At 37.1% G+C, this 22,996-nt stretch carries 18 protein-coding genes and 1 pseudogene; 3 read left to right on the plus strand and 16 right to left on the minus strand.

The annotated features are described in order from the left end of the window. Window positions 1–229: 229 nt before the first annotated feature. The 10 genes and pseudogenes from ACH0AK_RS07910 to ACH0AK_RS07955 form a co-directional block, all read right to left on the minus strand. Window positions 230–1,594, minus strand: a complete 1,365-nt coding sequence (locus ACH0AK_RS07910; protein WP_071866683.1) for a sensor histidine kinase — start codon at window positions 1,592–1,594, stop codon at window positions 230–232. Continuing rightward, complete coding sequence (locus ACH0AK_RS07915; protein WP_019723143.1) at window positions 1,591–2,247, minus strand: response regulator transcription factor; 657 nt, start codon at window positions 2,245–2,247, stop codon at window positions 1,591–1,593. The genes ACH0AK_RS07910 and ACH0AK_RS07915 overlap by 4 nt, the downstream gene beginning before the upstream one ends. Before the next feature lie 12 nt (window positions 2,248–2,259). Beyond that, complete coding sequence (locus ACH0AK_RS07920; RefSeq protein ID WP_137072016.1) at window positions 2,260–3,492, minus strand: ABC transporter permease; 1,233 nt, start codon at window positions 3,490–3,492, stop codon at window positions 2,260–2,262. A gap of 6 nt (window positions 3,493–3,498) precedes the next feature. Continuing rightward, a complete protein-coding gene (locus ACH0AK_RS07925; RefSeq protein ID WP_137072014.1) occupies window positions 3,499–4,182 on the minus strand; it encodes an ABC transporter ATP-binding protein in 684 nt (227 codons plus the stop codon). Continuing rightward, complete coding sequence (locus tag ACH0AK_RS07930) at window positions 4,169–5,422, minus strand: efflux RND transporter periplasmic adaptor subunit (protein WP_178946657.1); 1,254 nt, start codon at window positions 5,420–5,422, stop codon at window positions 4,169–4,171. Before ACH0AK_RS07930 ends, ACH0AK_RS07925 begins: the two co-directional genes overlap by 14 nt. A gap of 61 nt (window positions 5,423–5,483) precedes the next feature. Continuing rightward, window positions 5,484–5,714, minus strand: coding sequence for a hypothetical protein (locus ACH0AK_RS07935; RefSeq protein ID WP_023519169.1), 231 nt, complete (start codon window positions 5,712–5,714; stop codon window positions 5,484–5,486). Between the two features lie 385 nt (window positions 5,715–6,099). Beyond that, window positions 6,100–7,251: an IS200/IS605 family element RNA-guided endonuclease TnpB gene (gene tnpB / locus ACH0AK_RS07940; RefSeq protein ID WP_499796843.1), complete on the minus strand. Its 1,152-nt coding sequence runs from the start codon at window positions 7,249–7,251 to the stop codon at window positions 6,100–6,102. A gap of 42 nt (window positions 7,252–7,293) precedes the next feature. Then, window positions 7,294–7,620: pseudogene (locus ACH0AK_RS07945) on the minus strand (transposase). A gap of 140 nt (window positions 7,621–7,760) precedes the next feature. Beyond that, window positions 7,761–8,114, minus strand: coding sequence for an MmcQ/YjbR family DNA-binding protein (locus ACH0AK_RS07950; protein ID WP_023519166.1), 354 nt, complete (start codon window positions 8,112–8,114; stop codon window positions 7,761–7,763). 130 nt (window positions 8,115–8,244) lie between these two features. Continuing rightward, window positions 8,245–8,871 carry a pentapeptide repeat-containing protein gene (locus ACH0AK_RS07955; RefSeq protein ID WP_226076756.1) on the minus strand — a complete coding sequence of 209 codons (627 nt, stop codon included), beginning with the start codon at window positions 8,869–8,871 and terminating at the stop codon, window positions 8,245–8,247. 233 nt (window positions 8,872–9,104) lie between these two features. Between ACH0AK_RS07955 and ACH0AK_RS07960 the strand changes: the two genes are divergently transcribed. Further along, a complete protein-coding gene (locus tag ACH0AK_RS07960; RefSeq protein ID WP_019724362.1) occupies window positions 9,105–9,281 on the plus strand; it encodes a hypothetical protein in 177 nt (58 codons plus the stop codon). 125 nt (window positions 9,282–9,406) lie between these two features. On the opposite strand, the gene ACH0AK_RS07965 is transcribed toward ACH0AK_RS07960, so the two are convergent. Continuing rightward, window positions 9,407–9,790: a DUF7006 family protein gene (locus ACH0AK_RS07965; RefSeq protein WP_019724361.1), complete on the minus strand. Its 384-nt coding sequence runs from the start codon at window positions 9,788–9,790 to the stop codon at window positions 9,407–9,409. 1,037 nt (window positions 9,791–10,827) lie between these two features. Here ACH0AK_RS07965 and ACH0AK_RS07970 point away from each other — a divergent pair. Further along, window positions 10,828–12,315 carry an AcpB/EbpR/MafR family transcriptional regulator gene (locus tag ACH0AK_RS07970; protein ID WP_226076759.1) on the plus strand — a complete coding sequence of 496 codons (1,488 nt, stop codon included), beginning with the start codon at window positions 10,828–10,830 and terminating at the stop codon, window positions 12,313–12,315. 241 nt (window positions 12,316–12,556) lie between these two features. On the opposite strand, the gene ACH0AK_RS07975 is transcribed toward ACH0AK_RS07970, so the two are convergent. The 4 genes from ACH0AK_RS07975 to ACH0AK_RS07990 form a co-directional block, all read right to left on the minus strand. Then, window positions 12,557–17,428, minus strand: a complete 4,872-nt coding sequence (locus ACH0AK_RS07975) for a WxL domain-containing protein (RefSeq protein ID WP_226076762.1) — start codon at window positions 17,426–17,428, stop codon at window positions 12,557–12,559. Between the two features lie 13 nt (window positions 17,429–17,441). Further along, window positions 17,442–18,527 carry a WxLIP family cell surface protein gene (locus ACH0AK_RS07980; protein ID WP_153830450.1) on the minus strand — a complete coding sequence of 362 codons (1,086 nt, stop codon included), beginning with the start codon at window positions 18,525–18,527 and terminating at the stop codon, window positions 17,442–17,444. Window positions 18,528–18,602: 75 nt separating this feature from the next. Further along, the gene (locus ACH0AK_RS07985) at window positions 18,603–19,406 is read right to left on the minus strand and encodes a WxL domain-containing protein (RefSeq protein WP_071866713.1); all 804 of its coding nucleotides are present in this window, start codon (window positions 19,404–19,406) and stop codon (window positions 18,603–18,605) included. A 22-nt stretch (window positions 19,407–19,428) separates the two neighbouring features. Beyond that, on the minus strand, window positions 19,429–19,800 hold the full coding sequence (locus ACH0AK_RS07990; protein ID WP_023519160.1) for an EF2685/EF0750 family sortase-dependent surface protein: 372 nt from the start codon (window positions 19,798–19,800) through the stop codon (window positions 19,429–19,431). A gap of 265 nt (window positions 19,801–20,065) precedes the next feature. On the opposite strand from ACH0AK_RS07990, the gene ACH0AK_RS07995 reads away from it, so the two are divergent. Continuing rightward, window positions 20,066–21,583 (plus strand): AcpB/EbpR/MafR family transcriptional regulator, encoded by a 1,518-nt coding sequence (locus ACH0AK_RS07995; protein WP_023519159.1) that lies wholly within the window; start codon window positions 20,066–20,068, stop codon window positions 21,581–21,583. Between the two features lie 217 nt (window positions 21,584–21,800). Here ACH0AK_RS07995 and ACH0AK_RS08000 read toward each other — a convergent pair whose 3' ends face one another. Next, window positions 21,801–22,964, minus strand: coding sequence for a hypothetical protein (locus ACH0AK_RS08000; protein WP_023519158.1), 1,164 nt, complete (start codon window positions 22,962–22,964; stop codon window positions 21,801–21,803). Window positions 22,965–22,996: the final 32 nt, after the last annotated feature.

Genomic DNA, 22,996 nt, shown 5'->3' on the forward strand with positions numbered 1-22,996 from the left:
TCTACAAGAGTTTCTAGTACGTTGTGAGTTTTTTGATCATTTTGTTCTTACTATTTAGTGGTATGGTATAGTGTGGTTTTGTACATTCCAGTTGAGTGTGTAAAAATAAAAAATCAAAGTCCCTGGCAAATAGCAGTTGTGCAATTTGGCTATTAGCTTCGCTACCATCACAAAAATATCCAATAAATCTTGTGGCGACAGACCGTTTGTCCTTTAGGAATACCATCGATCAATTTAGGCTTCTTCCACTAAAAATGACAGAAAAGCACATCCTGGAATTAGCAGTTGACTTGAATGAATACTCCCAGCCATATTTTTCAAAAAGTTGTTGTACGATAAACAATCCTAAACCAGAACCTCCAGTATCTCGACTTCTGCTAAAATCTGGTCTATAAAAAGGTTGGAAAATCTTACTTAATTCCTCCTCCGTAAGTATCTGATTCACTTCATTTTCAATCACTAATTGTTTACCATCAAAAAACAGACTGATTTCTCCCTCATGCTTCGTATATTTGAAGGCATTACTTAGTAGATTATCTAAAATTTTATCAATATCATTTTTATTACCGATGATTTTCTCCCCTTTTAGATTAACGACTAGTTTTTTCTGTTCTGCTTCAGCAAGTATCCGGAAAGAAGTCAATTTATGTTCGATCATTTCTTTGATTGAGACTTCTTCATAGACCACATCATCTGAAGGCAAATTGTTTCTTGAGGCAAAGAGGATATTATTGATCATTTCTGTTTGTTCTTGCAAAATATTTTTGCAAACTTCTAAATATCGCTCTCTGTCTTTAAATTTTCCGACATTATAGATCATGCCATCAATCAACCCCATCAATGAAGCAACAGGTGTTTTCAATTCATGAGAAGCGATTTGCATAAACTCTGACTTTGCTTGTTCCAATTCTTTCGTTTTAGCTACTTCAAGCTCTAACACTTCAATTGTTTGGATCAAAGAAACATATAGATGGTTGATATCTTGCGCTAAAAGTGAGATTTCATCCGTACCTTTGACATCACAACGAATATCCGCATCTAATTCGATCATTTTTTCTGTTACTTTGGATATCTCTTTGATTTTTTTTGTCGAATAAATACTATAGTAGTAAGCGCCGATGCCCCCAATGATTAGTGAGACGATGATGATGAATGGATATAAATGAAGTAAGACTTTACTTGCTTCTTCAACTGGTTGCATTGAGTACATACCAACTAGATAATAAGTGTTACCTTCTTTGTCAGTAATTTCTTGATAAAGGTTCATTTCATCAGATAAAATACTTATTACTGAATAGCCAATACTTTCGTCAAAGAAGGAACCAATGGCTATACCATCGGTATTGGTCAGGAAGAGATCAAGATTTTGTTCTCTTCCACTTTCAAGCCAGTATTGATCAACCACCTTTTGCATGGTAGCTAAATCTTTGTTTTCTATACTCTTTGCCACTTGATTGAATTCTTTGTTTATTTCGTTCAGCTTCATTTGTTCATAGTAGACAGGCATCGTAAAATATAAGACGATCAACGAAAGAATCGAAACTAGAAAAATGATGATCCCAGAAAAGAGAAAATTTTTCAGCATGATACTCATGGGGTGTCCTCAAGCTGGTAGCCTCTATTTTTGATCGTTTTTATTGATAAAAGTGGCATTTTCTTTCGGATATTTTTTATATGATTATCTAATATTCGATTTTCCAAATGATATTCATACGACCAAACTTGATACACTAATTGTTCTCGCGTGATGATTTTCCCTTTGTTTCTTATTAGAATCACTAAAATATCGTACTCTTTTCTTGTTAAATGGATTTCTTCCTCTTGGTATTTTACAAGACCACCATCGAGATCAATGGCGTACTCCCCGATAGTGATGTGGGGATTTCCTTGATTCATCCGAAACACATTTTCGATCCGTTTGATCAAAATAAGTGGGGAAAAAGGTTTAACGACATAGTCACTGATCAAATGGGAAAAACTGAGCAACTGCGTATATTCATCATCCAAGGCAGTCAGCATGATGATCGGCACATCCGACGTTTCCCGAATTTTCTTTAAAACATCCGTCCCCCTTATCCCAGGCAACATAATGTCCAATAGGATCAAGTCAAATGTTTCTTCAGCAAAAACTTCCAATGCCTGTTCGCCACTTCTTACTGAATAAACTTCATATTTACGCTCTTTTAAAAATTCCGTCACGATTTGATTGATCATATATTCATCTTCAACCACTAAAATTCTTTCCATATCACTCTCTCCTTATTCAAAGCGTAATGCCTCAATAGGGTTTAATTTGGATGCTTTCATCGCTGGTAATAAGCCAAATATCACACCCATTAGGGAACAAAAAACTAAGCTAACGATAATAGACAGTACAGACACAATATAAGGATAATCAAGCGACTGTGTGATAACATAGCCACTTAGTAAGCCTATAAGTATCCCCAGTATCCCACCAATCAATGTCAAGACTACCGCTTCTACTAAAAATTGTTTTAAAATAATTTTTCTTCTTGCGCCGAGTGCTTTCTTTATCCCGATTTCTTTCGTTCTTTCCGTGACAGAGACTAACATGATATTCATCACACCGATCCCCCCTACTAATAACGAGATACTTGCTATACCGGACAAGAGAATAAAACTTGACTGGTTCATTCGTTCCAATTCTCTGGCAAAGTCTTTCAGATTCATTACCCCATATTCATAATCGGATGGTGGGATCTGTTGATTAAGAATCTCTGCTGCTTTTTCTGCAGCGCCTTGTAATTGATCGGTATTATTTGTTTGGATCGTGACAAGTGGCACAATATCTAACTCATCAGATAGTTTATGTGCTTGCTGTAAAGGAACATAAGCTCTTTTCTCAAAGCTAAATAGATTACTACTATTGGGATCTAACTGAAATACACCTTGAACTTTGAATGGCACGCCATTCACTTCGACAAACTGTCCGATCCCTTCTTCATTGGGAAATAATTCGTCATACAAGGAATCTTCCAGAAAAATGGCTTGTTGTTGCTCCTTGAAGGCTTGAGAAGCAAAACCTTCCCCTTTGATGAAGTTTAATTGCTCCAAATCCTCAACAGAAGAAGTGACAGCAGAAACTTTGGCGTCAGCCCCTTTTGCTTTCCTATAGATTTTCCCATCTTTTTGATATGACAAGCCACTTGCTAAGACCTCTGGTATCTCATTAATTTTATTTAATACATCTTCACGTAAAAACGGAAGGTATAACGGTTTTTTTTCTTCCTTTTCTGATAGGCCTCCCCCAAATAGGTTTCCACTTTGGAATGAACTTTTTTTATCGTATTGGATGTTCATCGTATTATTGTTACCACCAATCATTTCTCGTTTCATTTTTTCGGTATTTCCACCGATGATGCTGAAAATCGAAATAATGGCAGCAATCCCAATAATGACACCTAACATAGTCAACACTGAACGCATCTTATGAGCAAAAATCGATTGTAAGGCAAATCTGATTTCTTCCATTCTTGATCACCTCACTTTATTTTGTTCATCACTGATTATTTGACCATCTCGTAAAGTGATCGTGCGCTGACATAACGCTGCAATTTCTGGCTCATGGGTAATTAGAATAATTGTTTTTCCTGCTTGGTGGAATTCCTTAAAAAGGTCCATGATTTGGCTACTGGTTTTTGTATCAAGTGCCCCTGTCGGCTCATCCCCTAAAACAAAACTAGGGTTAGTCACTAAAGCTCTCGCAATTGCGACACGTTGCTTTTGTCCTCCTGATAATTCCATTGGTTTGAAGTCACTTCGATCCTCTAACCCTACGAGTTGCAACATATCCAAGGCACGCTTACGCCGCTCTTTTTTATTGACTTTTTTATACGTTAATGGCATTTCCACATTTTGCGAAACAGTTAATTTTGGCATGAGATTGAAATTCTGGAAAACAAAGCCGATTTTTGCGTTACGAAAATCGGCTAATGAATTGTCCGCTAACGTTTTGACATTCGTTCCTTCAACGATGTAATCCCCTGATGTAGCTGTATCCAGACAACCAATGATATTCATCAACGTCGACTTTCCTGACCCCGATGGCCCCATGATTGCGACCAGTTCTCCTTCATTGATTTGCAAAGAGATATCTTTAAGGACTTTTAGTTCTTTCCCGCCTTGCCAATATGACTTCTGAATGTTGTTAAGCGTCAACACTTGCACCAACCTCCATTCCCTCGACCATTCCTGTTTGAGGCAAAGCAAGTTGATCTTCAACAGTCAATCCTTCGACTATTTCTGCGAGTTCATTATCCATCGGATTTACCTTGACTTCATGCTCTTTGATCCGATCATTTTCTACTTTCCATACATAATATTTTCCATCTTTTTCCATGAGGTATCTTTGGTTGATGATTACTTTTCCTGACACAAAATCTTTCGGTAAAACATTGACATACACATTGGAACCAATCAGTGGCATTTCTTCTTTTGGATCAATCTTAACTTTGTAAGGAAACTTAGATAAATTTGGATTCTCTTCTTTTTGATCGTCTTGTTTTGCATCACTTGTTAAATTTGCCACCTGCACAATGGTTCCTTGCCAAGTATTCTCTTGGTCTTTACGATCCATAATTTCTACTCGCTGATCGACAGCAACTTTTTCACGATCAAATTCAGTGACTTGGCCATCCACGTACAAGTTCGAATCATCAAGGATCTCCATAAAGTTTTCTTCTTTTTGACGTTCTTTTGATTGATTGACTAAGTCACGATTCAATGATTTGATTCTTCCTGAGTTATCGGCTGTCACTGTGTCTTCATTCAGCCGTTCTTTTTCGTTTTCGTGAAGTAGTTGGGCTTTTCGCAAGTCTGTTTCTATATTCTTCACTTCATTGTCACCAGCAATAGCTTCTGCATGTAGACTGGTGATTTCTCCTTCTAATGCTTTGATCGTACTTTGTAACTCTTCGGATTTTTCCTTCGCATAATCTTGTCTTGCTTTTCCAAGCTCTGCTACTTTTTGGTTATGTGCTGTCCATTTTTGATTTGCAGTCACTCGTGCTTGTTCTACTGCTCTCACTTTGATTTCTACGTCCATTTCAGCTTCCACAACTTTTCTCTGTTGATCCGTTTGGTATGTAAACAAAGGTTGCCCTTTTTCTACGACATCGCCTTCATTTACCAGAATATCTTTCACTGTTCCTCGTTCTGGATCAATTTTGATTTTGTTGCTATTATTTGGCATGACTTTTCCTGCTAAAATCAAATTCGCCGCTTTCACCTCATCAATGAGGGATTTGACAGACCGTGCTTCAATATTTGTTCCTGCATTTTCTTCTTTTGTTTTCCCACTAGAAACAACTATACTGATTGCACCAACTACTAGTAAAACAGTGATGACTGCTACTAAATAATACCATTTTCGGTTGAATTTTTTTATTTTTTTAGGCTTCATGTACCTACTCCTTCATTCAGATCAGTCATTAGAAAAGCGCTTATATAATTCTATCCAAAGCTCATTCCTCTTCTTTTTCCGAGACTTCTTCCTCAAACTCTTGAACAACCATTCCATTATCTAAAACTTTTTCTGTTCCTTCTTTCCCATCCACGGTTATTTTTCGTTCACTTTTTACTTTTGGCATATCTGATTCACTTGTATCTTTGGTCTCTGAACTGCATGCTGCTAAAAGACCGATAGAACATACTAATACCAGATAACCTTTATACTTTGTTCCTTCTTTCATCATAAAAAACCATCCTCTTCTATTTGTTTTAGTTATGTTTCTCTTGTTATATTTACTATCATACATAACAGACCTATTCTCTTTCTAAAGCTAATCTGTTTTTTGTGTAATTTTTTTGGTAATTTTTTTTGAACAAAAAGATAGCGCTTAAATTTCACACAAAAAAAAAACAACCCAAGTGATCGTTGGATTGTTTTGATGAAAGTGAAATCTTCCACTATTATTTTTAGCACTCATTCGGTGAACTACTCACCACTTTGCTAAACCTAACGGTTCTTAACACTTGAAGTGGGAGCTTCTTGGGAATAGAGCATACCTGTAAGTGTATTTCTTTACTCACAGCGGTTTCTCTTGTTTACCAAGCGATCTCCGTAGTTCCTACGGTTCTTTATGTTATCTCAGTCAGCGATTTTATGCGTAGTCCTTCGGTCAGAATATTGATACTAGCATTGATATCTCGATCATGATGCGCGTGACAAAGAGGGCACGTCCATTCTCGAATTTCGAGGGATTTCTTGCCGTCTTTCTGTCCACATTTCGAACAGATTTGACTAGATGGAAACCATTGATCCACCTTGATCATTTTCCGACCGTACCAGTCAGCTTTGTACTGTAGTTTTTTCACAAAGCTAGACCAAGACACATCAGAAATGCTTTTTGCTAATTTATGGTTACGCAACATACCTTTGGTATTCAAGTCTTCAATACAGATAATATCGTGATTTTTGATCATTTCTGTACTCAATTGATTTAGAAAATCATTCCGTTGGTTCATTACTTTTTCGTGTAATCGAGCGACTAACCGTTTTTGTTTTTGATAATTCTTCGCTTCAAACAGATTGAACCCTCTCTGTTTAGCTAATAACGCACGTCTTGACAATTTAGGTTGTTCATGTTTAAGTTTCTTTGCCATTTTTGAGGTAAATTTATTGTTATCAATCTTTTGAACAGTTGAAAAAATGGCAAAATCAGTGATCCCAAGGTCAATCCCAATAGCGGAATTCGTTTGAGATAGTTCGCTAATTTCTTCTTTACACAACAACGAAATATAGTATTTACCACTTGAATGACGCGAAATGGTCGCTGATTTGATCATTCCTTTCGGTCTTCTATGAAGCTTGATTTTAATTAATGACTTCAATTTAGGAACTTTGACGAATTTATGATCAATCAAACTAACTGTTCCATTTTGATTGTTGGTGGTGTAACTTTGAACTGGATTTTTTTTGCTTTTGAAACGAGGAAATCCAACGGATTTATCACGAAAGAAGTTCTTGTACGCCTTGTCTAGATTGAGTTGTGCATTCGCTAAAGCAAGGCTATCTACTTCTTTCAAAAACGGAAATTCTTCCTTGTATTTAGCGGGTGTTGGAAAATTCATTTTTTTAGAAGGATCATTTTTTACTTCTTGATAGGCTTTTTTTCGGTCATCAAGCATTAGATTGTAGACCTTACGGACACAACCAAAAGATTTGGCAAAGAAAATTTCTTGTTCTTCTGTTGGATAAATTCTAAATTTATATGCTTTCAGTCGTTCCATCAGCTTCATCTACTCCTTGTGATTGTTTCCTTGGCTTTGACTCTATTTCTTGATGTCACTAATAGATACGTCACCAGTAGTCAAAAATTTTTAGACGAAACCATTTCTTTTCAAAGAAACTGTTTGATTCGTGGGAAATCACGTTGATAAGCAGTGATGAATATTGTCAGTTCTGTTTTAGATGGGTTTTGCACATGATCTTTCTCATGATGCCACTCAACTAAAGGGATAAGATTCTGCCATTCGTACAAAAGTGGTTTTAGCAAATTCAGATCGTTCAGCGTCAATCACTTGTCTACGGTATTTAGTTACCAACACAAGGTGAGAATAGAGGAGAAATTCTGAATGGTGATTCGTGTCGAATGCCATTGTTCTATCCACTCATTTCTCCTATAGATTGATAATAACGTCGAACATAATAACCTGTCGGGTTTCGAGTTGCCAACGGCAATCCTCATACCGAACGACATTCATCACCCACCTAGAGAGGATGGGCGACTTCTGCCTAATTACGTTAAATCATAACTCTCTTTCAGTATATAAAAGAGTTGCTTTTCTGTGACTGCACCATTCAAAGCTACACTGATCCAATGTTGTTTATTCATATAATAAGCAGGATAATAGCCTTTACTCTTTTTCAGGATGGAGATGATCTCTGGATCTGCTTTGACATTGACGAGGGGGACTTGACCTTCGCCTTCTATGCCTAATTTGTCTTTTTCAACAGATACGATCAAACCAAACCATTTACCTGTCGATTGATGTCGAAACACGATATAATCTGGAAATTTTCCAAAAGGATGATCCATTTGGACGGCTTCCAAGGTAGTAGCAAAATCGACAAGTTTTTCTGTCAAATCCATTGGTAAGTTCTCCTTTCTGCCAATAAACTAAATTAAGTGGTCATGAAATAATTCAACTATGCTCTAGGTTGATTCTAGGATGTATTCGATCAGATTGACTAATTTCTTAACATTGTTCGTTCTGTTTTATCTATTCAATTACCAATCCCAACCCAGCCGAAATAATGATCGCTTGTTCCTGATTGACGATCAGTCCACGAAGTAATTCCATAGATAGATTGATTTGAGAAAATGTATTTGTTGTAAAGTCTAAACCTTTCAGTGGCGTATTGACCCAATTAGAGCCTGAAAGGTCATTGTTTTCTACTACTAGATCTTTCCAATTGCTATCGAAAAAATCAGTATTTTTCAATTGATTGTCGCTAAATCTGACGAACTTCATATTCGTATAGCTAAAAGAAGAGAGATTTGCTACACACTCTTCGAAAACACAATCACGCAAGAAGCTGTCTGAGAAATTGGTTCCGGTCAATTTGCATTGCTTGAAATGCACACGATGAAAGCTTGCGCCAAACCATTCTAAATTTGAGAAATCACACTTCTCAAAAATGACATTGCTACATTCAAACCGCTCTAAACGAGATTTTTGCATCGCTAATTTTTTGATATGGCTACTCTTCAACACGATATTGCGAGAACTAAGATAACTTTGATCTTCCCCTTCAGAAAAAATACCTGAAAAGATTGTTTCATCCTCTAAATAAAAGTTTCCCTCAACTAATTCGGGCAGCTCTGGAGAAGCAATTTTCTTTGCCATACATTCAGCTCCTTTCTCTCTATTTGTTTTACTTCCCTTATCATAACAGAATAAAGATAAGATAACGTGATTTATCTCATATAGATAAACTTGCTTTTACTCATATCTTATTGCAAGCTAATCGGCTTTATCCCCTGTCGATATTTGACAATGAAACAGCTTTCACCGTACACTATAAGTAACTAGTATTTTATTGTTTAAATAGGATATGTATCTTTCAGGAGGCTTTTATTTTGACTAATTATCATTCCAAACCATTCACATTCCTACGCTTAGCATTATACACCCTTTGCAGTTTAAATCTATACTACCAATTCATCACAAATTCGATCTTTACTTGGGCGCTTTATTTGCTTGCAATGGGATTTGTTGCTTATGACGTTTTTGATATGATCAAGACACGGAAATAATCTATTAATTTTTATATGTATATGAGGTCGGGATAGAGATAACTTCTCTTGTCCCGACCTTTGTTTTTTTACCTGCGACTAGTTCGTTGAATTTTTTCTACCTTAATGAGAGCAATCAAGCTTCCTCAAGATTCACTAAGATAAATCAACTGCCATGGTACTGAGTGATTCATGTCAAGACCTGTTAGTTCTCTGTAAAAACATTTTTTATCTTTGGCGATCATTGAAATGATTTCTGATTCTGTCATCCCTAATTCTTCACATAAACTTTTGTTTGTACTTTTGATCAATTCTAATAGGATCTGTAGCTGTGCATCAATATCTAATAATATTGCTAATTTCAGAAAAAGAGTGGCATCTGTTTGCTGATAAGTCATTAGGAATTTTGTTCGTAAATCAAGATAAAATTCAAACATTTCTGGATGTTTACTGATAAAAGAATGATTGATTACTCTCTGATCATAATAGGCCAAGTATTCTTCAGGCGTTTCAATTCTTTTCGTTTCCATTCGCTCCCTCCTTAAAACATTAAAAACCACATTAATGTTTCTTTTAAGATTTATTTGTCAGATTCACTAAATTTAATTACGCTTACATTTTGATACTTTACTCAAGAAAATAATTGCAAAAAAATATATCTTTCTTCACAGATTATTTTTATATTTACTCATTAATGAAAGTAACAGATTCTATATTTGATGTGTTTCATAATAACATTTAATGCAGAGAACATCTTACTAGATCCAAATCAGTTTTTCCCATTACTTAAAATTGTTTATGTGAGACTACCTTAAGAACAAGCCTCTTTCGTCGCAATAATTAACAAACAAATTGAACTAATAACACTCCTAATTTCTAACTTCTTCATGCAATTTTACAGTATTCAAATAATACTTCAATTGAATAATTTCATAGTTTTCTGAAATTTATAGATTGTTGTCATTAAGTTATTTTAATATAGTTATTAGGTAATATTAATTATCAATCTGAAAGCGATTTGTTTTTTAACCTTACGCTAGTGCAAAAGTGGATTGCTAAAAAAAAAATAGAAAGGACGAATATCCGGTAATTAATGGTATTAGTAGCTCGTTTATCTACTGAACACTTTGAACCACTATCAAAAACTGATCATAGAAGTAAAACCAACTCATTTGATACTGATTAAAATAACCATGTAAAATCGAACGCTCCAATAAGCAAATAAAAAACGTTAACCTTTCACTCAAAAGATAACATAAGTTACTTTTAATTCATATGAATGTCCACTACTCAATTTGAATATTACTCTCATATTCAACATATAAGAAACTTAGATCTAATGAGCTCCTAACTAAATGAATACTATGATAAAAGCAATTCTCCTTTACTCTTTTATTAAAAATATACATCTGAAAATATTCTAGCTTTTTTTGAATTTCTATCTCACTTGTTAACAAATAAGAAATTGGAAAATTCCAAAAATATATCTTTAACTTTCGCAATGGATGCAAGCCTATGCTCTATTTTCTATTCCCTAGAAAGATTTAGATAGGAGGTAAAAGTTCTATTGAAAAATTTTCAATTAAATTTTATAACAGATAAAGTAAAATTACGTTGGTTCCAAATCTTGAAAGAGTTAGAGTCTACTAGAATCTGTACGACAGCCCAACTGATTGGCATGACAAACAGTACAGCCAGGACATTAGTCAACGACATCAATTATTTGAGAGAATATTTCGAGAACGTCGCGGATATCCAATCCTCGAAACAAGGTTATTCTTTAAACATCCATTCTTCAGAAACCTACCTAGAAAAAAAAAGAGCGATTCTCGAAGATGAACCACTCTTTATTATTCTTGAACAAATTTTTTTCAACGAACTTCAGTCTATTTATGATTGGGCAGATTACTTTCATATCTCTGAGAGCACGATGATCACGTACGTTAAAAAAATTGCAGATCAAGTAAAAGAATTCAATATCACCCTTGAGCTAAATCCCGTCAATTTGATCGGATCAGAAGCCGATATTCGAAATTTTTATTTTGCTTTCTATTACGAATCAGATATTACACCCCACACGGTTTTTCCATCAATTGCGACGCAAGAAGTAGTGATTAAAATTGTTAACCTATTGGAGCGTCCTAATCAAAAAGTTTCTTCATTTGGTTATTTTAGTTATTTATTATACCTCTCTATTGAACGGATATTATGTGGTTGTATGGTGGAACTCGACCCTGAATTAAAAGATATTGTCCTTAATGATCCAGAGTTTCACCGACTTTCACCTGCATATTCGATTGTGAAGGATTATTTTAATATTGACCTAACACAAGAAGAAGCCATTTTTATTTTTAGTTCTGTTTTATGCCGTAGAGGTATCGAAAATCCGAAACAGGAAAAATATTTTTGTGAAAGGTATAATCGATGGTCACTAATAATAGCGCTTACAAGTAGCTATTATCAAATGATCAAGAGAAATACGCACACACAAGCACACGAGTTAATCTTATTAGAATCTTTTTTCACGTCCATCAAGCTACGTAGTCTATTGTCTAAAAGCGGAAATAAAAATATCCAAGATACAAATGAGTATGCCAAAACCTTGTTTAGCAATGAATATAAAAAAAATCGAGCTTTTTTAGAAAAAAATCCCTCCTTCCATCATTTGTTCTCTGATGATCATTTGGATGATATCTGTGCTAGTTTAACGATATTCACTGAGTCAATCAAAGAAAAATATTGGAAAAACCCTACGAATATCGCATTTATTTTTGAAGGAAATGAGTATATCAGTCAACATCTCGAAGCCTTAGTTCGAAAATATTTAGGGGGATTTCAAAATATCTACTTTCTTCGTCCAAATGAGCTATGCGCCTCTTATATTGAAAATCATGAGATCAATCTCTTAGTCACGAATTACAATGAATACTTGACATTTTCTTCGTTAGGTCTTGAATGTCTTTTATTAAAAACAGTACCTGATGCCTCAGATTGGAAAAAATTACTAAATAAAATTGATCCTCAATTATTACAAAAATTTAGAACGCAACATTAGTAAAACTTAGAGTTATTCATTTTTTCTACTGCATAATGTAGTGATCCAAACAAGTAAATACAACTCCACCGATTCGGAGTAGATGGTCTTCGGACGACTCTTTCAGTGAATTTATACTTATAATCATCACTTGCTACATCTTACATCTAAAAAAGGAATTCAATTGACCTTAATGTACCGATCAATTGAATTCCTTTTTATTTTTTTCATTTCCAGTCAATTTTAATCACCACTGACTGGTTCATTCTATTCGATTTTTAGGAGTGGCTTGAAACGAGTAATTGATGTGCGTCGTATAGTTTGTTGCTTTTGCATTTGCTGTATTCGGCACATTTAGAAAGATACTGCTCTCTTTATTCGAATCATCCCCAAAATTATAAAACCATGTCTGCTTCTCTATGAATAGATTTGCATCGATCAATTGAATACTATTATTATTAGGAATCAAGATCCCACTCGTGCGGATGATACCTAAATTATCTTCATTGCCGATTTCTCCAGTGCTTGAAATGGCTTGTCCATTTTTCCAACTAAGTTGGGCACCTTTCAATTCACCTGTTTTTTGATTAGAAAATTGTTCTTCTTGTTTGATGAACAAACTCCAGCCACTTATTTCTGATACCGGTCGCTCATCTGTCACCTGAACAAAATTCGGTCTGGAAGTTCCTTGCGCCGTACCGCCTACCTGACTTGGTAATGCATGGTACGTTTGTGTTTTAGTCGTAAGCGGTTGGGTCCCAAAGTCCCAATTACTTGCTTGATCGATCGTTAGCTCTCCATCGACCATACCACCGACAATCAATGTGGTAGCAGGAACAAACGTTGCATCCCGAAATGCTAATGGCGTTTTCGGATTGATGTTTCCTACGTGATTATTCGTCTCTGGTGGATTCATGACACCAGCTTCACTAGCAGAACCTTGGTGATCTCTTAAGAAGACTTGGATGACATCATCTACTGCTAAATTTAACTTCTCAACAGCAATCCTGATATCCCCTTTATCATCTATGGTAATGAGTGTAGGATCGATTGTTTCTCCATTATGAGTCGCCGTAACCTCTACCTCAGGATCGTCGGAATGACCTGAAATAACCCGCGCATTTGCCGGAACTAAATGATTGGAGAAAGTCGCAGGTGAAGGTGGTATGATAGGAAATACGGTGACATCTTCCACTTCATACACATTTTGAAAATCGCCTTCCATTTCACCTGCTAAAACCTCAACATCTGTTATACGTACAAGATCGCCTGCTTGTAAATATTCGTCAAGTTCGATTTCAAAAACGCCACCTTGTGGCTCTTCATCATAGATACTAATACCTGGTTTTTCCGCTGTGTGACCATGTGTCAAGGTTTCGTATGTCTGAATCACTGCCCCATCTCTTTCGATTTCCACAGTTACCTTCACTTCATCTTGCCACGCGGGGCGGCTGTCATGGAGACCAACTGGCATACGGATCAACCCGTGGATTTTTTTATCCGCATTTGTCGGTACTCTCAATTCATTCACGATTGCCCAACGTGCATTGTTTGAGCTGAGTCGAGAATAAGAAGTCAAGCCCGCTGAGCCAAATGCTTCAAAATCGAAACGTTCTGCTGGTTCCATTGAAGTGAGCGTAGAAAAGTTAGTGCCAGAGAAAGTATAATCCATATTGTTCGAGTGAAGATACGGATCGGCATCTAAGTCTGTACCATCTTTCCAAACAGCAAAATCACTTGCAGTAGCAGTTAAAGTGGAGCTCGCAATATTACTAAAAATATTCCCGCCACCTACACGATTATTCCGATAGTCCATAAATAGCGGATTATCGAAATTCACAGTAGTTGAACGACCACGAAAAATACCTGCATTTGCGCTTGCCGTACGACCGGAAGCTTCAAAATAACCTAAATTACTCACTCTGATCTCACCATTTCCACCGGCTGTATTTCCACCGGCTACTGTCGCATCACTCATATCCAATGCGGGACCATCATTCGCATAGATTCTTACTTCTGAACCCGGATCATTGACAGAAAACCCATTATTTGATCCAGCAGTATAATGGATTCCTTGGTTTCCACCACCTGTATTCCCATTATGAGCAATACCAGTCCCCTCATTGACTACTAACAATCGCCCCGCATTACTAACAGTCACTTGATTATTACTGCCCCACATCCGGATTGCTGGCGCCATTTGCGCCGCCCCCCCTGCGTTACCTTTTCTCTTAGTCACGGTCATATCCCCACCATTGATATTAAATTGATAGCCACCGTGCGTCGTTCCTGTATTATTTGGACCGGAACGTAAGAATCTTAAAGTAGCATTCGCATTATTTGCTTCAAGTTGTCCAGAAGGACCTGAATCTAACTTTAATGTCGCCTTGCTATTTACATTGAACTGTCCATTGATGCCTTGCAAGACTAATGCAGAGGATGAGTTCGCCCAAAGTGTGATATTTGCTGAATCGGATGCTCCTACAATCGGCTCACGCCCAATTTTTTCTGTTTCTTCTTCGCCTAACTTCACAGTGGATACACCATTTACAGTTGTTGCGATATAGTTACTTTTCGCATTGATACTTGTCTCTTTATTCTCTGCGAGGAGTTTGACATAATCACCATTCAATTGTATCGCTGTCGCTGCTTGCGTTTCCGCAGTTAACTTTCCGCCTTGATTAAGTGATAAAACAGCATTCGCACCGTCTAAGCGAATCCCTCTCTTCGTACCCGAGCGGACCAATACATCCACGCTAGCTCCTCGAGTAATTTCCATAGTAGGAGCATTTCCTTTTAAATAGATACTATTATTCGTTATGACGGTGTCAGCAGAATTAGTACTTGGAACTGCGACAGATAGTTGTGATTGGTTGTCAACAACCATTTTTGCTTGATTTCCTTGAAGAGAGACATTAGCAATTGCTCCGCCTTCATTTTCTACACTCATATTACTTTGGTTATCTAGGGTAAATAAACTAGTTTCACCCGTCAGAAGAACAGCTCCACCGGTACTCGTTGATTTCGTTGTCAAGTCACTTCTATCTAAATGGACAGATGGCTCAGCCCCAGATAGTTCCACTGCTCTTCCTGTCACGGTCTGTATGTCAGCCTTAGAATCTGCAAATGTAATACCCGCTTTCTTTCCTTGTAAATATATGCCATTGCCTGTTCCACTGTTGACTGTCAGATTCAGTTGAGCATTTTCTGAAAGAGTCGCTTTTGACTCTTCCCCGTAAAGTCCAATCAAACTATTCGCACCTGCGGTAGATACTAACGCACCTTGCACGTCTAGCGTTGCACCATTTTGCATACGTAACGTAGAATTTTTACCTAATGTGGTGGTGCCGAGTTGATTGATATCCTCGGTTCGGTTCCCTGTATTTGTAATAGCAACAGCACTATTATCAACAGTTAACATCGCTTCTTGATTCAACAATCGAATACCTGCTCCGGTTGTCGCAGTCATCTTCAAATCACTGTCATTAATCGTCATTGTCGGCGTTATACCAGTCATTGTCAGCCGATTGCCTGTACTAGAGTTGATTGTTACATTACTTGCGTCACTTACTTCAAAAGTTGCATCGTTTCCAGACATGACTAGACTATTTCCTGTAGTCGATTGGATTACTGCCGTTGATTTAGCTATGTTGAATGCGCCATTTGCACCTGTAAGGTTGATGGAATGCGCTGTATTCGATTGACTTTGCCATTGACTACCTGATGCCACATCGATTGTTGGGTTTTCCCCTGTCATGATAATTGCCTGTCCACCTGTAGTTGTCGCATTTAACCTTCCATTTTCCAGCTCAATGCTCGATTGATTCCCTGTCATCGAGAGCGCATTCCTACTTGTAGCGTCTGTCGAAGTAGATGCTGCACCATCCGCTTGTATTTGTAAGTTACCGTTGTTTTTCACAGAAACTGTCGCATTGCTTCCCGTAAAATAGACGGAATTTTGCAAAGCGGTTGTTCCACTGTTCGTAATAAACAGTTCTGCTCCATCTGCGACGGTCAGTTTTGCATTCGCACTCGTAAATGCCAACGCAGAATTTTGAGTATTCCCTAGCTTCACGACTGCCTGATTTTCTACGATAAATTCTTTTGTCGTAAAAAGCGCGCCTGGTAGATTGATCCTATTATCTATGGTTAACCCACCGCCAGTTATTCGTACCACTGCGCTTGAGATATCAGCTACTCTAAAATAATTGATCGATGAGCTGTCTCTTGAAACATCTTCCATTTGAAGGGTCCAATTTTCACCAGACGATTGCCCGATAACAAAGGGATTGGTATCTGTTTTATTAAGAAAAGTATTTTCAATTCTTAAAGTTTTGCTCTCAGTAGTCGTCAATAAACGCACTTGTCCGGTGCCGATATTCAAAGTATTCATTTGCCCATTGATTTTTAGTGAACGATCAATGTCCAAGTTTTCTGGACTGATAACTGAGCCTATATCGATCGAACGTTCCAAATTGATGATAGAAACCTCTGGATTGGCGAGTGCACTTAAAAATTCTGCACGAGTCGAAACCGGTACCGTTGCTCCTTGAATTTCTTCGTCCTGTTTCTCTTCCGAGCGATTTCTTTCTTCCTTTGGTTCGTCGTTTTCTGACTTTTCTTCTCCTGAAGAATGGTTCGGCTCAGCCTTCGTGATTTCTACTTTAACAGTTGCCACTTCTCCTACAGTTACTGAATAGGTTCCTGCTTCTGCAAACATCACAGGTACGGTAAATTCCTTTTTCGGAGTTTCTGATGATAAGAGCCACTGGTCGAACGTTTCATCATAACTGCTACTCATCCCTGATGACAATTCATCTTCAATGATCTCAGCAGTTGACGGAAGTTTGATTGCCACGTTATCCACTTCTTCTGTACTTATAAACGAAAGGGCAGTTACCGTCTTTTCAGTTCCCTTTATTACCGCTTGCTCCAAAGAAAAAGCGGGTGCCAGTGACTGGGTATCCTTCACTTCAGCTGATTCTGTTGATTGACTATTACTGTTCGGCGTGTTTATAGGTTGACTCCCTTGATCGATTGTCTCCGCAACAGCGAGGAAAGGTATACCCAAAGTATATAGTGCAAAGATTGAAATACTTATTTTAGTCATCATTTTACATACTTTTTGACGCATTGGTCCTCCTCCTCTAGTCATCTGTTTTATTTTCTGAAAGTGTATCCATGTATTTTTCTTGCATTAGTTTTGCTTTTTTCTTATTTTTGTATGTCGTATAGGCGAGTACACTAATAATGATCACGATTAGAACGATTGCTGCAATCAACCACCAGTTGGTATCTTTAACGGAAACATCTGATTGGTTCAAGCGTCTTGCTTCGTCTGCTGTCACATCAAAAGTTTCTTCCCAAGTCCATTCATGTTCGCCAGAGCGAGCCGTCATATTCAGCACATATGTCCCGCTTCTAAAACGTTCGCCATTGAGTGAGATTGGAAAATTAAAATTGGAGTTAGGTGCCATTTGCATCATCTCCTCTGATGCTCGATATAAAATCGTATCAGATCCTTCTCTACGTATCGAGGCTTCCACACTTAGTTCATTCACAAAAGTAGGTAAGAAATTCTGAATCGTCGCACTAAAGGCGTTTCTATAATTTATTTGATCCGCAAATACATCTAAAAGCGCCAATTCTGGAACAATCGTTTGTGTACGATCATTACTCGCTACGACACCAATTACATAAGAAAAAGAATTGATGATCTGCATTCCTTTATCCTCAGAATCCTCTTCCTCTTCTTCTTGTGTCACTTCGCTTAGTTGTAAGCCACCGGCTAATAATCCTTCTACCTCATCCTGAGGCATAGTGAGGGTTGTAACGATCCGTTTTTCCTCTCCTGCTTCTAAACGAATGGGTTCATCTTCGACATCCAGTAAGTCCTTCATTTCCACTTTTAATGTAGGATCGGGCTGGTCAGTTTCTCCGCCATATTCAACCACACCATTGATATTTGTGTAGGCAGTATGAGCTGTGATCGAGAGATCGATCGGGATATTTCTAACATTTTTCACCACTAACGTGAGTTCTTCTGTTTCTCCTGGTTGCAATTCCACATCAAAGTAGCCTTTATCATCCCCAAATTGACTTTCAGGCGTAATTGTGCGAACACTAAAATTTAGTTCACCATTGGCAAATACCTCTTGAGAAAAACCAACAAACCCGATCATTACATAAAGCATAACCAGAAAAGATGCTGTAAACTTGTTAAATAAAGGCATAGTTATCTCCTTTCTAAAAAACAACGATGCTGACTGCATCGTTGTTTTTTATCAACCTTTCAAATCTCTAGCTAGTTAATTGATATTTGCCGGTGTTGCAGACAATGTCCATAATAAATTAGTCGTATATTTGGAATTAGCATCTGTACGTGTTGTGCCAGGTACACTTAATTGTACAGAAGGATTAGCCAATCCTCCATCTACTTCACTGTCTTGCACTAAGTTGGTTTTATCTCCCCACATGGCAGTACTTAGTCCATAGCCTATGTTGCTTCCGGCAGTCATGATCACTCGGCTATTTTCCGGAATCAACGTGAAACCTGAATTTATCGTTGGTAATTCGTCACTTGTATTTTGAGCTGTCCCATTCGCAAACTTGACTTGAGCACCATTTAAGCTTCTTTCCCCATTCGTAAATTGTGCTTCTTGTTTCAATGCCAGGTTCCAACCTGTTAGGTCTTCACGTAAGTCACGTACTTGAGCAAATTGTGTACGTGCAGCTTGTTTTGTCGCTTCATTGACCCATGGGCTATTCATATCAGGATTAGGAAAATCAGTTGATTCTTCATCGATGTCAAACCACCAAGCGGCAGCTGGATAAGATTGATCTAATGCTGAATTTTGACGTAAACCAAAATCATAATCACCAACATATGCAATTGCAAAAGCACCATCTTGAGTAGGAGGTACGATGACTTCTTCTGGTCCCGGGTTTGGATCAATTGTTTCACCGTTGTCCTCATCCGCTTCACGATATTGGATCTGTCCATTCGTTTTTAGTGTTCCATCCTGATCTGTATTGTCTGCATGAACAACCATACTTCCTGTTGCTAGACTTGCTAATAACACTGACATTGATACTAGTTTTAATGCTTTCATTTATTCGTTCTCCCTATTTATTTTATTTTTTTGTAAAACATCTACTTGATAGTGCGACTTGCTCGTTTATTTTCTTATCTCTTCGTTTTAACCAAGTTCGAATGACCCATAAAAGAATTAGTAGACCCAGCAACCCGTAACTTGGTATCACTTGATTTAATTTTGGTAATTGTCCATTTACCTGTACATATTCGTCTCTATCTGAGGGTTGCGCCTGCTCTTCAGAAGGTGGTTGTGGTTTAGGGTCCCCTTCATAATCGATTTCTCCGTAAAACCCTACATTCTTATTCGTTTCTACAGAGGAGCCTTCTGCCGCAAAGACTTGAACTGGTTGATGAAGCATCCCAAGAAACAATAAAATGGTCCATAACAAATACCAAGGCTTCTTTTTCACATTTATTTCATTCCTCCTATTCTAGGTAACTACATTTATTTTCTTCTAAATAACATTTTTATGACTCAAGTTTGTTTTTTAGAAGAGTACATTATATACTTTAAACAACACACGCATTCTTTCGCAATTAGCGTTTTTCACCATACTCTGAAATTATTACTATTTACTAATTATACTTAATAGATATAATTTACTTAAAATTAGCTACACCTAAAACAAAGAATCAACTACCCTAAACTAAACTGATCTATGAGAGGTGGGTACATTGAAAACATTCCAACTGAATTTCATTACCAATAAACCACTGATACGATGGCTTCAAATCCTCAATGAATTTGAAAAGAATGCTTGTTGCAACGCGAATGACTTAGCAATACTTACTGAGAGCACTTCTAGAACAATTGGTAAAGATATCTGTCAGATCCGAGATTATTTTGAAGATTCGATCACGATTGAATCTACCCATCAGGGGTATGTATTCAAACAATTAAAATTAGTTACTTACGAAGAGAAAAAAACTGCTTTACTTGAGAACGAGCCACTTTTTTTAATTCTTGAGAAAATTTTTTTTGCTGAATTATATACCCTTGACGATTGGTCCGATCAGTTACATCTCTCTAAAACGACCCTCTTGAAATACCTCAAAAAAATCCAATCACAGTTAGTTCATTTTGATTTGGATATCACGCATGATCCCGTAAATATCATTGGTCAAGAAGCAGATATACGACATTTTTTTTGCACGTTCTTTTATGAATCTGAAATCACTCCGCACACCATCTTCCCTTCTGTTTCCGCTCAGCAAGCGGTGAATGAAATCAGTTGTCTGTATAAGAATGACTTCTATCGAAATACCTCATTTTTCTTATACACTTACTTACTTTATATCTCGGTTGAGCGATTCATGCAGGGAAATACTGTGAACGTAAATAACCACTTACGCTGTGTCCTGACTGATCGGATGCAACAAGTACATGCCGAAAAAATAAATGACGTAATTGAAAAATATTACGGCATCCGTTTGCCTGAAGATGAACTGATTTTCTTATTCTGTAGCATTATTACACAGAGAAAAATGAGTGATATCATTGTTGAAAAACAATTTTGTTCAACATACAATCAGTGGCCAGAAAGCAAACGACTTGCAAAAGAGTTTCTAGAGATATTAGACTGTAGCGATGAAAATAAGCTCGTCAATCTGATCTTTTTAGAATCTTTTTTTACAACCGCGAAACTGAAAGAATATTTGTGCATTTCTGCTAATCGAAATACGCAAGATATCAATCGATTTATTAAAAAAATCTTCCCGAATGAGTGTCGTAAGTACCAATATTTTCTAGAAAACAGCTCGGCTTATCATTCGCTATACTCTCATGACTTTTTAGTAGATTTCGCTTCTAGCCTAGTGATCTACGTTGAAACCATTCGAGAACGCTACTGGAAAAACAAAAAAAATATTGCCTTTCTTTTTGAAGGCAATAATCATGTCATACAGTTCATTGAAGCCATATCGAATAAATATTTTATGGAATATCAATGTGTGTTCTATCCAAACGCTAGTGAAGTAAACAAGAACTATCTTCTTAAAAACAAGATAGATTTTTTGATCACTAATCATCCTGAACATGTAGAAGAATTCCAAGAAGTAACAGAATGTATTCTTTTTCGGTCTATTCCTTCTGCTTCTGATTGGAATCGCTTACTCGAAAAAATCAATCCGAAAATCATCAATCAATATTTTTTAGCTGACAAAACGAGCTTTCCCTCATCCATATGCGAATGATAAATCCACCATACTCCAATGGCCTTTCGAATGGGTCTTTGCTAAGCAGATTTTAACTATGTCTACGATTACTCCTAACCTTGGCTTACGATTATTTTATCAGCACCTGTATCATGAAATGCTTGTTGTTTAGATTTGCAAATATGTATCGATTTTTAAGACAAAAAAAACTCCCTCAAATGGAAATAATCTTTGAGGGAGTAAAAACGTGATAACGTTAGTCGTTCATTGATTCAGTTGAGGGAAATGTATCTGGGTACAGCTGACTAGCACTTCCAGCAGTATACTCTCGATAACCATTGAATCCTAAGAAATTCTGTGTAAAGCTATTGATGTTCGAAGAAACCACTTGACTCCCATTTGCACCACTTAACTGTGTTTGTAGATGAGCTGTCCAAGCATGAGTCGGTGTTGGTCCAAAATTATTATTCGCCCAGAAAGCATTTCGAACGGCATTGATCTGGATATTTGTTCCTAACGTATGGATCAATGGACTAGAATAAGCGGCAGAACCCGTTTGTCTTAAATGGATTTGGTAAGGATTATCAATTGTTAAATGTCCAGATCCAAGGACTTTTACTACTGGCTCTCCACCAGTATGATCTGCTTTAAATGTTGAGAATTCCCCCACATACATCCGACCATTTGTTGAAATTTGTACAGGTGATAAAATATTCGAATTGACAGTCAAACTACCATTGTTGATCACATTCAATTGATTCGCCACGATGGCTTCATTCATGATCACTTGGGAGCCAGAGTCGATTTGCACTAGACCATCTGTTCGGATAAATGGTTGTTGTCTCTGTCTTGTTTGTTCATTCCCAACAACCAACGTATTCCCAGAAAAACTTACTGTTGAACCAGAGACACCTTGTATAAATGGTTGTCTGACTTGGTTTCCGTTTGTAACAATTGGTCGATTCGAGCTAGAGTTAAAATGAACATGTCCACCAAACCCTACATGTAGGGAATGATTATTATTCATATTGATAGTCGAATTATTGAGGAAATTGATTGTCACCGCTCGATTGACTGTGTTTAGACTAGTTAAAGCGCTATTGAAACTTGAAGTGACATTGATTACTGACACATTTGAATTATTGATGGCACTTCTAAATCCAGACCATGTTCTTACGGATGCAGTTGTGCGATTTTGATCATCTACAAAAAATTCCACGTCTTCATCATTTGTAAATGTTTCCCCATACATTGATAATGTTTCCCCATCTTTCAGAAAAACACCACCAGCAGTTTCGCCTTCTGTCAATAATTGTGCTTCTGGTACGATTTCACTTGCAGCGACATTCGTTACTGAAATTGGGCCAGCAAGGAGCATACCACTTAATAATAAGGTACTCATCAGAGTCATTCGTTTCATTTTCTTTCCTCCATTCATTTGATAATTTAAGA

The organism is Enterococcus pernyi, from assembly GCF_045371165.1.
Lineage (GTDB): Bacteria > Bacillota > Bacilli > Lactobacillales > Enterococcaceae > Enterococcus_B > Enterococcus_B pernyi.